This window comes from Mesorhizobium onobrychidis (assembly GCF_024707545.1).
In the GTDB taxonomy this organism is placed as follows: Bacteria; Pseudomonadota; Alphaproteobacteria; order Rhizobiales; family Rhizobiaceae; genus Mesorhizobium; species Mesorhizobium onobrychidis.
On record NZ_CP062229.1, the window covers coordinates 3,827,948 to 3,840,602 of the forward strand.

The 12,655-nt window shown below is 60.0% G+C and carries 16 protein-coding genes and 1 pseudogene; 11 read left to right on the forward strand and 6 right to left on the reverse strand.

Annotated features, from left to right (window positions below; translation table 11 throughout):
- The first annotated feature begins 117 nt into the window (after window positions 1–117).
- From IHQ72_RS18995 to IHQ72_RS19040, 10 genes are all read left to right on the forward strand, one after another.
- Window positions 118–1,395: a tyrosine-type recombinase/integrase gene (locus IHQ72_RS18995; RefSeq protein WP_258116496.1), complete on the forward strand. Its 1,278-nt coding sequence runs from the start codon at window positions 118–120 to the stop codon at window positions 1,393–1,395.
- Window positions 1,392–2,165, forward strand: coding sequence for a hypothetical protein (locus tag IHQ72_RS19000; RefSeq protein WP_258116498.1), 774 nt, complete (start codon window positions 1,392–1,394; stop codon window positions 2,163–2,165). Before IHQ72_RS18995 ends, IHQ72_RS19000 begins: the two co-directional genes overlap by 4 nt.
- A gap of 72 nt (window positions 2,166–2,237) precedes the next feature.
- Window positions 2,238–2,462, forward strand: a complete 225-nt coding sequence (locus tag IHQ72_RS19005) for a helix-turn-helix transcriptional regulator (protein WP_258116499.1) — start codon at window positions 2,238–2,240, stop codon at window positions 2,460–2,462.
- Entirely contained in the window at window positions 2,459–2,785 is a 327-nt protein-coding gene (locus IHQ72_RS19010) for a hypothetical protein (RefSeq protein ID WP_258116500.1), read from the forward strand. The genes IHQ72_RS19005 and IHQ72_RS19010 overlap by 4 nt, the downstream gene beginning before the upstream one ends.
- Window positions 2,782–3,012, forward strand: a complete 231-nt coding sequence (locus IHQ72_RS19015; RefSeq protein ID WP_258116501.1) for a hypothetical protein — start codon at window positions 2,782–2,784, stop codon at window positions 3,010–3,012. Before IHQ72_RS19010 ends, IHQ72_RS19015 begins: the two co-directional genes overlap by 4 nt.
- On the forward strand, window positions 3,009–3,200 hold the full coding sequence (locus IHQ72_RS19020) for a hypothetical protein (protein WP_258116502.1): 192 nt from the start codon (window positions 3,009–3,011) through the stop codon (window positions 3,198–3,200). Before IHQ72_RS19015 ends, IHQ72_RS19020 begins: the two co-directional genes overlap by 4 nt.
- Window positions 3,197–3,958, forward strand: coding sequence for a hypothetical protein (locus IHQ72_RS19025; RefSeq protein WP_258116503.1), 762 nt, complete (start codon window positions 3,197–3,199; stop codon window positions 3,956–3,958). Before IHQ72_RS19020 ends, IHQ72_RS19025 begins: the two co-directional genes overlap by 4 nt.
- The gene (locus IHQ72_RS19030; protein ID WP_258116504.1) at window positions 3,955–4,839 is read left to right on the forward strand and encodes a hypothetical protein; all 885 of its coding nucleotides are present in this window, start codon (window positions 3,955–3,957) and stop codon (window positions 4,837–4,839) included. Before IHQ72_RS19025 ends, IHQ72_RS19030 begins: the two co-directional genes overlap by 4 nt.
- A gap of 23 nt (window positions 4,840–4,862) precedes the next feature.
- Window positions 4,863–5,399, forward strand: coding sequence for a hypothetical protein (locus IHQ72_RS19035; RefSeq protein WP_258116505.1), 537 nt, complete (start codon window positions 4,863–4,865; stop codon window positions 5,397–5,399).
- Window positions 5,400–5,670: 271 nt separating this feature from the next.
- Window positions 5,671–5,961 carry a hypothetical protein gene (locus IHQ72_RS19040; protein WP_258116509.1) on the forward strand — a complete coding sequence of 97 codons (291 nt, stop codon included), beginning with the start codon at window positions 5,671–5,673 and terminating at the stop codon, window positions 5,959–5,961.
- A gap of 994 nt (window positions 5,962–6,955) precedes the next feature.
- Here the strand turns inward: IHQ72_RS19040 and IHQ72_RS19045 are convergent.
- The 4 genes from IHQ72_RS19045 to IHQ72_RS19060 all read right to left on the reverse strand — a co-directional run bounded on the left by IHQ72_RS19045 (window position 6,956) and on the right by IHQ72_RS19060 (window position 9,728).
- Window positions 6,956–7,156, reverse strand: a complete 201-nt coding sequence (locus IHQ72_RS19045) for a DUF2905 domain-containing protein (RefSeq protein ID WP_135934865.1) — start codon at window positions 7,154–7,156, stop codon at window positions 6,956–6,958.
- 240 nt (window positions 7,157–7,396) lie between these two features.
- A complete protein-coding gene (locus IHQ72_RS19050; RefSeq protein WP_258116514.1) occupies window positions 7,397–7,819 on the reverse strand; it encodes a CBS domain-containing protein in 423 nt (140 codons plus the stop codon).
- A gap of 591 nt (window positions 7,820–8,410) precedes the next feature.
- Complete coding sequence (locus IHQ72_RS19055) at window positions 8,411–8,596, reverse strand: hypothetical protein (protein ID WP_258116515.1); 186 nt, start codon at window positions 8,594–8,596, stop codon at window positions 8,411–8,413.
- Between the two features lie 934 nt (window positions 8,597–9,530).
- Window positions 9,531–9,728: a hypothetical protein gene (locus IHQ72_RS19060; protein ID WP_258116516.1), complete on the reverse strand. Its 198-nt coding sequence runs from the start codon at window positions 9,726–9,728 to the stop codon at window positions 9,531–9,533.
- A 160-nt stretch (window positions 9,729–9,888) separates the two neighbouring features.
- Between IHQ72_RS19060 and IHQ72_RS19065 the strand changes: the two are divergent.
- Window positions 9,889–10,158 (forward strand): annotated as a pseudogene (locus IHQ72_RS19065) (ISL3 family transposase); the annotation flags it as partial.
- A gap of 144 nt (window positions 10,159–10,302) precedes the next feature.
- On the opposite strand, the gene fcl reads toward IHQ72_RS19065, so the two are convergent.
- Window positions 10,303–11,271: a GDP-L-fucose synthase gene (gene fcl, locus IHQ72_RS19070; RefSeq protein WP_258116517.1), complete on the reverse strand. Its 969-nt coding sequence runs from the start codon at window positions 11,269–11,271 to the stop codon at window positions 10,303–10,305.
- A 15-nt stretch (window positions 11,272–11,286) separates the two neighbouring features.
- Window positions 11,287–12,357, reverse strand: a complete 1,071-nt coding sequence (gmd, locus tag IHQ72_RS19075) for a GDP-mannose 4,6-dehydratase (protein ID WP_258116518.1) — start codon at window positions 12,355–12,357, stop codon at window positions 11,287–11,289.
- Window positions 12,358–12,655: the final 298 nt, after the last annotated feature.

Below are 12,655 nucleotides of genomic sequence, written 5' to 3' on the forward strand. Positions count from 1 at the left end.
CCATATGGGCTGTAGCATTGCACAGCGTTGCAGCTTGTCGCAATGTGTATCGACAAAGCGCATGGTTTTGTGTAGATCAGCCTGTAGATCACGCGAACCGGTTTCTCGGGGGACGCCATGCCGACCGTCGAACTCACCGACAAGTTCTGCCAATCAGCGCGGGCCGTTTCCGGCCGAAAGACCGACTATTTCGATACCGTTGTTAAGGGCCTCGCCCTCCGCGTCTCCACCGGTGGCGCCAAGTCGTGGTATGCGGTTTACGGGCCGCCGGCAAAGCGCCAATGGCTGAAGCTCGGCACCTATCCGGAAACACCTCTAGGCAGCGAAAAGGGTGCCCGCCAGAAGGCAAGGGACACCCGCGCGAAGGTCGGCGAGGGCGGCGACCCTGCGGCCGACAGGAAGGCGCAGGCGGCCTCGCAAACCGCAGCCGATCTGGTCGATAACTACATCGCCCGCCATGCTTCTACCAAGCGCAGCGGCGACGAGATCGCCCGCCGGCTTCGCAAGAACGTCAAGGATGTAATCGGTGACGTAAAATTGTCCGTCCTGCACCGGCGCGATATCACGAAGTGCATCGACGCCGTGAAGGACCGCGGCGCCCATGTCGAGGCAAACCGCTTGTTCGAAGACGTCCGCGCGATGGTGCGATGGGCGAGGGGACGCGGCGACCTCGATACCAATCTTGTCGAGGGAATGCGCAAGCCGACTGAGACGACAGAGCGTGACCGCGTTCTGTCCGCCGACGAGATCAAGACAATGTGGAAGGCGCTACCAGACGCCGACATGCGGGAATCAACCCGGCGCATTCTTCGCCTTTGCCTCGTCACCGGGCAGCGCGTCGGCGAAGTCGCCGGCATGTCCCGTGACGAGTTCGACCTGACGCGCGGGATCTGGATCATTCCGGCTGCCAGAGCAAAGAACAAGCGTGAGCACATGGTGCCGCTTTCCGACATGGCAATTGAGATCATCGCAGCGCAACTGGCTGATGCGACTGCACTGGCCGAACGGAAGGACAGGCAACTGCCGCAATTCGTCTTTCCCGCTCCAGGCGGGCGCGTCGCCGTGTCGGGCGCTTCTGTTCCAAAAGCCGTCAAGCGCGAGGAGATCACCAAGCGAGGCGTTCCGACCATTATGGGCGTTGAACCTTGGACGCCTCACGACCTCCGACGCACCGCTGCCACGCACATGGAGGAGATCGGCATTTCGCCTTTCGTCATCGGCCACGTGCTCAACCATGTGTCGGCGACGAAGGCCTCAATCACCAGCCGCGTTTATGCTCGATATGACTATGGGCGCGAGAAGCGGGAGGCACTGGATCTTTGGGCCGATCGGCTCGCCGCCATTGTCGAGAGTAGGGGCCATATCGTGCCTCTGCGAAAGGCGGTGGCGCAATGAACACTCGTCGTGCCTTCGATAGAGCGGAATTGCTCTCCCACGCGACATTTGTTCGGACACTCGATCAGCGCGCGCAGGATACCTTGGTCGACCTGATCACATTGGCCATCAATCGATTCCTTGAAGGCTGGGAGGAATTCTACAGCGCCGAGAATGCGAGGCTATTCCGCATTCAAGAGCATGTGGATCAGGCCCTTGCAGCGTTGATCGTCAAAGCATGGCGGTTCCACGATGACGATGACTATCGTCCTTTCACAGACGAAGCCGGCGCCTATGCCTGGCTACAGGGCGAAGGCGAGAACCCCGACGCTGGAGATCCTGGCGAATATTTCGCGAGGTCAAACAACTGGAAAATGAGAAGCCTTTGGGATGTTCGGCAGGAGATAGAGGCCGAGATATTGGACCTCAGTTCGTGGGACGAAGCCCGTCACGATGCCCACTGGACGAGAGCGCCGGAAACGTCGTCGCGGCTACCCACAAAGCTGCAGGAGATGACCCACGATTTCTGCCAGGCTTGGCACGACATCGTCGACGAAAAGCTGGGCCTTCCTCGCCGCGATCCGAACCCGACCAACCCACTGCTCCGATTCATCGACTACTGCCTGTCGATCCCCTTAGGCGATCAACGGCCGGCTCCGAAGACGATCCTTCAACTGGTGCATGATCACATTCGACCCGCCATTCATGCTGAGGACGAGGAAGATCGCATGCGGGCTGAAAAGCAGCAGACGTCCGACCGGGTGGACTTTGACCCCTTCGGACCCGACTGAAAAAGTCCACGGTGACGGCTCACTGCAACTTAACGATGTTCCTTGCGTCAACTAGAAACGCGAGGAACAGAGATGCAGCAATCTGCACTTTCCGATCTCGTCGACGAGCCCTCCGCCTGCAAGGTGCTCGGAGGCGAAAATAGTCCGATCCACCGCTCGACGCTCTGGCGAGGCGTCAACGCCGGCCGCTATCCAAAACCGATCAAGGTCGGCCCCGGCACGAACCGCTGGCGCCTGAGCGAATTGACCGCAGCCGTCGATCGCCTTGCCGCCGCGCGCGACGGGCTGGCCGCATGAGCGCCAACGACAACAAAGGCGTTCGCCCGGCCTATATCCTCGGAACAGACCCTGAAGGCGATCTTTGCAGTCACAGGCGCACAGCTAACGCCGCCACGTATATCCACGCTGGGCTGAGAGAGGTGCTGAATCCTGGCAGCGACTTCCTCGTCGGCAATCTGCGCAAGAGCACCGCCTATCATAATGGGCTGACCAACATCGAGACCCAGATCGCCATCATTCGCGCTTTAGCATTGATGCAGATCGAGATGACTCGCCGGATATCCGACATGAACGTCGGGTCGGACGATGAGGACGACGACGACTGCGGAGGCGCAGCATGACCATCAGCACCTCATTCAAACGGTTCTGGCCGGCCGACCGCCTTCAGCGATTAAAGACGCTCCAGGCCGCGGCAAGGAAGGCAGGGCTTCGACTCGTGGCTCGAAACGGCGGCGACCGTCGAATCTTCCTGCCATATATCGCCTTTTGGAAAGACGGCGATCGCGAGGTCATTTCGTTCTGGAACATCGGCGAGGCTGAACGGTGGCTACAGGAGGGCGGCAAATGATCGACCTCACCGCGCCCGAGCATGAGACGAGCGCTATCGTCGACGAGGCCGCCGCCTGGTATTTCGAGAACTTCCGCACAGTCGAGCGGCCGATCGTGCCGTCGCTCCGTGGCCGTTTCGGCCTGAGCAATCATCAAGCGATTGTCGTCATTCGCCAAGTCACGCTGATGCGGGCTCGTGCAGCATGACTGACGAGGCGCCGTCACCGGTCGAGCGGGCATCCAAGGCGTCGTTCAAACTCGACATGATCGAGACCGTGAACGCGGATCCTCAGATGCAGCCAAGCGACCTAGCCGTCGTTGCGGCTCACCTCTGTGTGATGTCTTGGCCGGAACGCCGAGCCTGGCTTTCAACAAGCAAGGCGAGAGCAATGACGGGGCTGTCGGAACGGCAAATCGTGAACAGCAGGGCGCGGATCGCTAAGCGCGGCTACCTCGTCCAGGACGGCCTTTACGGCACCACGAAGATATTCCGGCTCGAGAATGATCGGCTGGAGGACATGCGCCAGCACGTCGTGATCACCACCGAATATCTGAAGGAAATCCAGAAGGATCGACAGACGGAAAGACGTCGCCTTGCCCGCGTTGTACATGCAAATTCTGCAGAGACAGAAAACGCTTGTCACGCCGCCCAGGGTGACTGTGACGTCCCTGCAAATTCTGCAGGCAATATCCCCTCACTTCCCCCTCAGGATATAGCTCTGAAGGAAGAAGAACCTTTCAGGGAAGGTGCTGTTCCTTCCAATGGATATGCAGCGGCAAAAGACGATCACCTGCACATACCGTTCCCGGCGCCCACGAGCGAAGAGGAATTGGCCGAGACATTCTCGAAACTGTTCGCTGACTACGAACTGGGGCCGCACGCGATGGCACGGATGTGCACGCTTCTCGCCACCGGGAGGCTGACGCCCGCGATAGTGCAAGGCCAGCGGAGCGATGCAGCATGAAAAAGCGCAAGCCAGATCCGGCGCAACTTGACCTGTTCGCATGGGCAGCAGCTCGGCCGACCGCGAAGGTGATCAGCGCCCATACCAGGCATCGCGAAGCGCATGTGGCGCGAGCGCCATATGCAGCAGCCGAACAATCCGCCGCACATTTTGCCGATGTTGCGAAGGCGCGCATGAGCGCGGCCCTACTGATGCCGCGCGAGCCGGTCCGTGAGCGCGTTGGCTTCAGCCAACATGGCCAGATATTGCTCGACTTTCTGCGCCGAGGCGTCCGTGCGCTTGATGTGCCGCATCATTTGCTGCCTCAGCAGCGCGAGCCTTGCGGCGCGATAAACGTCCCCGTATCTCGCAGTTTCAAGGTGGAGGGTCGCGAGCCTCATGGCGACGATTCCGATTATCTAGCAGTAGAATTCGCGGAGCCGCCTTTCGTTCCGGTGTCCGACTTGACGCTGTCGCAAAGGGCTGGCCAGAGGGCCGCTACGAATGACAGCCACCTGCATCGACTGCGGGACCAACACCACGCCGTGCACCGGCCGGCGCGGCTGCCGTCATGCGGGCCGATGGCAGTGGTACATGATCAGGGCAGAGGTTTGGCGAGCCGCCGGCATGCCCAGGATCGACTGCTCGGGTTCAATGAGACCGACGGCAACTTCCTTTGCATCCCCTGCCTCGAGGCGCGGCTCGGTCGAAAGCTGATGCCAGCCGATTTCGCTGACGTTCCGGTCAACAAGCCCAGCCGTTCAGACACTCCGCTGCTCGCCGCGCGGAAGTTGGCCGATGACCAGGGGGGGGCGTCGGTGTTTGAAGAAACGAAATTGGGCCAGAACCGCTTCGGGATCATTCACGTATTTTCCGATTCTTCAGGGGAAAATTTCCAGTGACCTTGCCGCAACCGCCGAATGACTTGAACCGCGCCGAGCGCAGAGCCTACCGAACCCTGGCGCAACGCCTTGTGGATCGCGGCATTGACCCGATTGCACGAGCGACATTGATTGCCGAGGCAGTGAGGCTCGAGGCGCGACTACTCGGGCTCAGAGAGGCAGAAAAGCATGTTGAAAACACCGCGAAAATACCCGCTGCACGCGCTGTGAACACGGCCACCACCGAACTGCGCCGGATCACCGTCGAGCTTTTCCGTGGTGCCGCCCGGGTCGACGCCGTCGTGCCGATCGAGGTAGCGGCAGCCTTGAGCACGAACGACGTGGATGAGGCCTGGCGCCGGCACATTCACTGGGGCGACAAGACTTTCACGCCCGAGGAACTAGAGGCCAGACACGGCCGGCCGTCTTGGTCGGCAATGCTCTACCGGACTGAGGCCGAGGCGATCGGCATCAACAGATTGCTCGACAAATACCGGCCGCGCTGCATTCCTGGCACTGACCTCGACAACTTGTACCGTGAGATCGGCCTCCCACATCCCGGCCCGCGGCCAACGCCGTAAAGCACAGTGGATCTCCGTAATTTGCGCGATGCCGAGCTAACCCAGCGCCCTGGTCGCGGCTGGACACGCTGGGCCGAAGGTGTCGGCGAGTACGATATCGAGAAGGTCTGGTGGCAGGCCAAGATCCTGCACTTCCCGAAACTAAACGTCTCATGGCCGCCAGGAAGCGCTGGCTTTGATCGCTAGGCATAGTGGGGATAGGGACGAAATCACTGCCGAGCTGTTTTCGCAGAGAGGTCGATCACAATAGCTTTCACAATAGGTTGGACCCATGACCCACCGGGCGTTCGCCGAGAGACTCGAGGATGCTGCCGCGCATATTTCGGAGGTCTCGCGCGCGGACCTGCAAGTCATGTTGATGAACGCAGCCCTGCGGCTGAGGAACACCTCGGGCCTTGCCTTGGAAGCCGAGGTTGACGAGGCGATCGACTTGTTGGCAGCGCAGTTGAAGCTGTCGCGGCCTGAAGTGTTGCAAACGATCGTGCGAGATTGGTTGGTCATTGCCGGCCGGCTGGGTGCCGATACCTTTGATGAGGAGAGCGAGACTGAGGGAATGGCCTAGGCTCGGAACGCGCGACGCTCGCTGACTCTATCGCCACTCTTCGAGCCCCGGCAACTTCGCGCGCTTCGATCAGCCGGCGGGACCGGCAAACGCGCCTCGGTCACAGGCGGGCGCCACGACGGGCAAGACGCTTCGCTGGTGTAGGGAGAAATCTGCCAGCCGAAACACACGCTCAGCGCGCGCTCACGCGCCGCGCGGCGGAGGCCGGCCCCGGGCCGCGCATATAGTAGAGCTCTGGCCGGTAACGCGGTGCAACGAATTCGCGAAAGGCTGATGCCAACCGCGTGATCAAAGCCCAATGTTCCATGACCCAATCTTTCCCTTTCAGGAATGCTATGCGCGACCACATCCAGAGTCTCGCGTCCATCGAGGCGCTCCCTATGACCCTGTGACGGCCGGACATGATGGCAAAGTCCGCGACGCCGACGCCGACGCCGATACGGTCTCGGGTGATGGACCGCTTGAACAAAAGACCGAGTCGGATTGGGTCGCAGTCAGAAATCCCCATGAGGTCTCGGACGACAAGAGGGCCAGCCCTAGGGCCGCGGCCAAGAACACTGCGGGAAGGCCGAACAGAAGCTTGCGCGACATCATTGTCCCAACCTCACACGCCGGTGTTGATATGGAACAGGTCTTTGCGCCCGGCATGCCTGAAGCTATGGGAGCAAGAACTGTGCCACGCTTGCCCCGATTTCCCGCCGGACTAATCTTAGCCGATGCCGCCTAAGCCGGCGCACGTAGGCGTCCTGTAATGGGTCAATACGCCTTGGCACCGCGATTGCATGGTCAGCTACGCCGGGTGTTGGGACCGGCATTGGGGCGATGGGGGCCTCGCCGCTTCGCGAATGGAGCGGCGAGGTTTTTCATTCAGCCATCAGCCTCTAAGGCGGCTCGACAGCCGATCCGGAGTGACGAGAGGCCGCCAAGATAATCCTGCACATCGATCCTGAGAAAGACCCCGAGCGGGGGCGGCTGTCTTCCCCGAGTTCTCCCGCTACCGGTTGACCAGCCACAGAATAATCGAGAGCACGATGCTGATCAGGATCCCGGTGGCGATCGGAACATAGAACGTGAAGTTCTCACGCTCGATCACGATGTCACCAGGCAGTCGGCCAAGGCCGATCCGTGACAACCACGGCCACAATAGGCCCACTGCAACTATGATGAGACCAACGACAATCAGGGTTCGCGACATGGGGATGCCAGAAACAATTAGCGCGGGGACAGAGCACTAGCAGAATCCCGTTATGTTCACTGAAACAAAAGCCGGATCGGGGCCGTTTGCAATCTGCCAGACGTCCCACACTCTGGCGACTCCAGTAGACCCTCCCGCTGGCTTCGGCCGGCGGGCTTTTGTTCCGCCTCGCTCCTCGATGAGGGACATTTCTGCCGGCGCGCTGTGGCCAGCGCGGCGGCAGCACAGGCGAGCCGCCCTTCAGTGGTGATGGGCGGAAACCTTCTTGACGTATTCGGACACCAGTTCCGTCGGTGCCGACTGACTGACGTCGCCGACGCTAAGGATGCCGACCATCCGCATATTCTTGTTGATCACCGGCAACCTACGGATTTTCAGTTCTTCCATGTGCCGTACGGCCTTGGCCAGATCGTCGTCTTCGCGGCAGCAGTGAATGCCGGCCGTCATGACATCGCGCGCCGTTGCGGTGCGGCTGTCGAAACCATCCTCCGCCAGTCCTTTGCAGACAATATCGCGGTCGGTCACCATTCCGATCAGTCGGTCGTTCTCTCCGATGGGAATCGACCCGATATCCTGGGCTCGCATCATTTTCGCCAGTTCGGTTACAGCGGTTTCGGGGCTGACCCAGTCGACACCCTTATGCATTGCGTCTTTGACTTTCATGGCGGACCTCCCTTGCTGGGGTTGGAGAATGTCCCCTCTGTCCCATGTTACCGCGGACGGGGCTTGGCTGCCAGAGTTCGTTCCTCCTGCCGACAGAACAGCGAGTACGAACGAATGTTCCGCTTGGCATTTCAGTAACAGCTAACGGAACGGAAACAGCTCTGCGATATTGATTCAAATTCGAGTTGCGGGGAGTTCCGATGCGTAAGCGAAGGCGAGCTGCAGGTCACTGCCGGGGACATGGAATTCACGGCCAAGGAAGGCGACGTGTGGAGCTGCGGCAAGGGTAGCACGAAGGAGGCTGCTACAAACAACGGAACGGTCGTCGCAGTGATGCGGGTGATTAACCTGAAGGCTGCATAAAGCCAGGCACCCCCAACGGCCGAGGCGCTTGCCCAGTTAGGACATCGGCCGCCGGATATATCTTTCAGCCGACGGAACGTTAGTGCCCGCCGGGTGTTATCACCATGATCCCCGCATAGGGATCATAAAGGGCCTTGTCCCCTCTTGGCCCCAGTTTGAGTCCGCTGTCTCCCCGACAGCGGACCCGACGCATTCAGTGGCATCCTCTAAACGCAAATGCCCAATGACTTAGCTGCCTCCTGCTTGACTGAATACAACCGTGCCGTCGTCTTTGCGTACTTCCACTGCTACGATACCGTGATCCTGCTTTCCAGGGAATGTCGCCAGCGCGTGATCTCTTGCGCCCTTCTCGGCATCGAAGGGCGTCTTTTCAACGATGCCCTGTTTCCCGTACCAAATCACCGTGAAGCCCACCGCTGCGACGCTCCCTTTAAAGGCGGCTTCATTTGCGCCCCGGCTTGGGGCGGGCCTACCTAGCCGCCACTTTCTATTCCGCCGGCAGCTCTTTTGAGCCTCGACCCAAGCCCGGCCGCGGCTCTCAAGCGCATCATCCGGGCCGCTTTCGCTCATACTCGGCGTCACCTGCATCGCGAGCCTCTTTTATTCCTCGGAACCGATCGCGAAGCTCAGCGCCCAGCACATGAACCGAATAGATGCCTGAATTGGTGTAGGTGTGGTTCTTGTGCTTAACAATGACCGCAACCTGTTCGCCGCCGACAAGTCCGTGCGAAATGCGGGCATGCCCATGCGGCTCCCATTGAATCGACAATTGCGCTTCCCGACCCATGTTCCTCATATCGACAGGATGCGCGCCGATACGAGTACGCGCAAGCGTTGCTCTCACAGCGGTGCTTGACGATTTCAACGGAGGAAAATAGCTGGCGCCGCCCGCTGGAGGTTGCCTGAAAGGCGCCGGCCAGGCGGAGTTGGTCGGAGTTTGAAAATCCTTGTGATCTAAAAATGTGCGCGTTGCACAACTTGCAACTTCGGGCCAAAGTGTAGGCGCCCCGAACGGGAGATAGGGTACAGCCTACCTCCCGCCCGCGGGCGTAGCGCCAACTGGTACTCGGGATCTGTAGCCTCATCACTTGTCAGGCGACAGCTGCAGATCCCACCCAGCGCTTTTCAATGTACTGATTGCGGAAGACTCGCGCCTGCTGTGGCTGCCTTTTCCCACAAGCATTTTGTTCCCTTTTCGTTTCTCTTGTGGATAACGCCCCCGAATTGTGGATAAGGCTCGGCTCGTGAGACTATAGGGCGCTGAACCTGCTCAACAGAAAGCAGGCAGATCATGAACCGCCGCACGCGGCGCCTATGTCGGGCGGGTAGTTACGCCCGTGGAGCCTTCCTAGGCGCTGTCGCTGGCTAGCGCCTTCTTCATATCTTCCAAGGTCGTCACGCCCTGACCGAATAGCGCCTGGACGCGGCTTGCTAGGTTCTCGCGCTCCACACTGTCGGGCGGGATGCCTATGGTCTGGCAGTGCTCGTCAAGCGCTCTGGTGATGATAGATAGCTGGTCTGGGTCGACTGTACCAAGGAACGGCATTTGACACCTCACAAAGGCGAAAGCGCTGTCCTCTTTCAATCATCCGTATGCCTCTCAGAGAGCGGATGACCATTTCAAAATAAATCGCTCCAAAAACTTCGCAACAAAAATTATGTGACGAGGGAGTGTGTATGAATCCGTACCGATCTGTCAGAAGCGCGGCGCCGATGTCGAGACGGTAGTGGTCGCAAGACGCTTCGTCTGTAGTGCACCGCTCTGTCGACGACGGATATTTGCCGAACGGTTTGATGACGGGGTTGTCGCGGAGAGATCCCGCCGGACCTCGTGTCTGGAATGTGTCGTTCACCATTTGGGGCTGGCGCTCGGCGGCAGGCCGGCCGCGAGCATTGCCAAGCGGCTGATGGCGCCGGTCAGCAATGATACTCTGTTGCGACCTGGATCGCGTGCGGCAACGCCTTCGCCGCCGCTTCGCCATAACCGCCGCCGCGGTCACGTGCGATTGTTCCGATCTCCTGATGATCGGTGAGCCATGCATGATTCCGGTGATCGGCGGCTTCACTACGTCTTGTGCGGTAGACCGGCGTCGCGCCACACCGGCACACTGGCCTGGCGCCTATACGGCCTTCAGCCGCAGATCGCCAATTTCGGTGTGCGACTTGAACCAGGCATATGTCAGCTCCAGGCCTGCACGAAGCGTATACTTTGGTCGCCATCCGGTTGCGAACAGCTTGCTGACGTCCATCAGCTTGCAAGGTGTCCCGTCTGGCTTTGCCGAGTCCGTCTGGATCTCACCCGTGAAGCCAATGACGTCGGCGATAAGCATTGCGAGGTCCAGGATGGAGATATCCTGGCCCGAACCGACATTGAGGTGGCCGTCGGCAGAGTAAGTCTTGAGCATGTGGACAATGGCGTCGGCGGCATCGTCCACGTGGAGGAATTCGCGTCTCGGTCTGCCGGACCCCCAGATCGTCAGGCTCGGTTCTCTCCCGATCTTCGCGTCGTGGGTCCTGCGCATGAGTGCGGGGACAACGTGGCTATTCTCCGGGTCGAAGTTGTCGCCTGGACCGTATAGGTTACAGGGCATTGCCGAAACATAATCGGCACCGTACTGGCGGCGGTAGGCCTGACACAGCTTGAGACCGGCGATCTTGGCGATAGCGTACCACTCGTTGGTGGGTTCCAAGGGGCCTGTGAGAAGCGCGTCTTCCCGGATCGGCTGTGGCGCCAGCTTCGGGTAGATGCAGGATGAGCCCAAGAACAACAGTCTGTCGACGTCACACCGGAACGCGGCGTGGATGACATTCGTTTCGATCAGCAAGTTGTCGAGCAGGAAATCGGCCGGATAGCGATCGTTGGCGAGAATCCCGCCGACCTTTGCGGCTGCAAGGACCACGGCGTCGGGCCTGGTTTCTGTCATCCAGCGATGCACGGCGTCCTGATTTCGAAGGTCGAGAACGTCGCGCGGAGCCATTAGGACCTCGCAGTTTTCCTCCTCCAATCGCCGCGCCACAGCCGAGCCGACCATGCCGCGGTGGCCAGCCACGAATATCCGTTTTGCGTCGAGCCGATAAGTGTAGTCCATGACCGGTGGCCCTCTCTAGACGCTACTGTCCATGTGCCAGCTCTCTCGCTCCAGACGTTTCAGATCGGCGGCCACCATTTCCGCCACGAGGTCGCTGAACGTCGTCTTAGGCGACCAGCCGAGCTTTGAGCGGGCTTTCGCCGGATTTCCCATCAGGAGATCGACGTCCGTCGGACGGAAATGGCGTGGGTCGACTCGGACGAGGATCTCTCCTGTCTTGCCATCCCGGCCGATCTCGTCCACCCCCTTACCTTGCCAGACGATGACGCGGCCGACTGCCCGAAAGGCACGTTCCACGAACTCGCGCACCGAATGGGTTTCGCCCGTGGCGAGGACGAAGTCGTCAGGCTCGGCGTGCAGAAGAATCCGCCACATGCCCTCCACATAGTCGCGAGCATGCCCCCAGTCGCGTTTCGCGTCCAGATTTCCAAGATAGAGGGTGGACTGAAAGCCTCGCTCGATACCTGCAACCGCACGTGTGATCTTGCGGGTCACAAACGTCTCGCCGCGCGTGGGGCCTTCATGATTAAACAGTATGCCATTGGAAGCGAACATTCCGTACGCTTCACGGTAATTGATCGTGATCCAATAGGCATAGAGTTTGGCCGCCGCATAGGGAGAGCGCGGGTAGAACGGCGTCTTCTCCGTCTGAGGCACCTCCTGGACTTTGCCGAACAGCTCGGAGGTTGACGCTTGATAGAAGCGCACCCGCTCTTCCATCTTCAGGATGCGTATGGCTTCAAGCAGCCTGAGTGTGCCAAGGGCATCGGCGTTGCCGGTATATTCCGGCGTCTCGAAGCTTACCTGGACATGGCTTTGGGCCGCAAGATTGTAGATTTCGGTAGGGCGCGTCTCCTGAATGATGCGAATGAGATTGGTCGCATCGGTCAGGTCGGCGTAGTGGAGAAAGAAGCGTGCGTCCGGTTCGTGCGGATCGACGTAGATGTCGTCGATGCGTTCGGTATTGAAGGAGGAGGATCTGCGTTTCAGTCCGTGGACAGTATAGCCTTTCTCCAGCAGCAGTCTGGCAAGGTAGGCACCGTCCTGACCGGTCACACCAGTTATGAGCGCAATGCGATCTGTCATCGTGCCCCATCCAATCGTTGAGGGCTGTGGTGGCGCCGTCGACCGACGGTCCGCCCCCGCACTCCTCAAATGAAAGGCGAAAGCGCTTTGTTCGACCAGAGTGTCATTGTGGGAGGCACGCCAGCAAAGGAGGTAATCCCCACCGCTCAATGCCCGTCACAGCTACTTCCCGTGCGTCCCCTTTCTGCTTGGCTAGCCTCGTCGGACGTAGCCGCCCTGCCGCGAGCCGTCAGTTCACAAGCGCTTGCGCCACCGCTTCTCCGCGAGCTGCTTGCCGCCCATGCTGCCGTCGGCAATG

Coding starts and splice junctions, on each gene's coding strand:
- IHQ72_RS19060 (WP_258116516.1), bottom strand. CDS start 9,728: ATGCCGTTCCTTGGTACAGTCGACCCAGACCAGCTATCTATCATCACC.
- IHQ72_RS19025 (WP_258116503.1), top strand. CDS start 3,197: ATGACTGACGAGGCGCCGTCACCGGTCGAGCGGGCATCCAAGGCGTCG.
- IHQ72_RS19005 (WP_258116499.1), top strand. CDS start 2,238: ATGCAGCAATCTGCACTTTCCGATCTCGTCGACGAGCCCTCCGCCTGC.
- IHQ72_RS19045 (WP_135934865.1), bottom strand. CDS start 7,156: ATGTCGCGAACCCTGATTGTCGTTGGTCTCATCATAGTTGCAGTGGGC.
- IHQ72_RS18995 (WP_258116496.1), top strand. CDS start 118: ATGCCGACCGTCGAACTCACCGACAAGTTCTGCCAATCAGCGCGGGCC.
- fcl (WP_258116517.1), bottom strand. CDS start 11,271: ATGGACTACACTTATCGGCTCGACGCAAAACGGATATTCGTGGCTGGC.
- IHQ72_RS19040 (WP_258116509.1), top strand. CDS start 5,671: ATGACCCACCGGGCGTTCGCCGAGAGACTCGAGGATGCTGCCGCGCAT.
- IHQ72_RS19050 (WP_258116514.1), bottom strand. CDS start 7,819: ATGAAAGTCAAAGACGCAATGCATAAGGGTGTCGACTGGGTCAGCCCC.
- IHQ72_RS19020 (WP_258116502.1), top strand. CDS start 3,009: ATGATCGACCTCACCGCGCCCGAGCATGAGACGAGCGCTATCGTCGAC.
- IHQ72_RS19010 (WP_258116500.1), top strand. CDS start 2,459: ATGAGCGCCAACGACAACAAAGGCGTTCGCCCGGCCTATATCCTCGGA.
- IHQ72_RS19015 (WP_258116501.1), top strand. CDS start 2,782: ATGACCATCAGCACCTCATTCAAACGGTTCTGGCCGGCCGACCGCCTT.
- IHQ72_RS19030 (WP_258116504.1), top strand. CDS start 3,955: ATGAAAAAGCGCAAGCCAGATCCGGCGCAACTTGACCTGTTCGCATGG.
- IHQ72_RS19000 (WP_258116498.1), top strand. CDS start 1,392: ATGAACACTCGTCGTGCCTTCGATAGAGCGGAATTGCTCTCCCACGCG.
- gmd (WP_258116518.1), bottom strand. CDS start 12,357: ATGACAGATCGCATTGCGCTCATAACTGGTGTGACCGGTCAGGACGGT.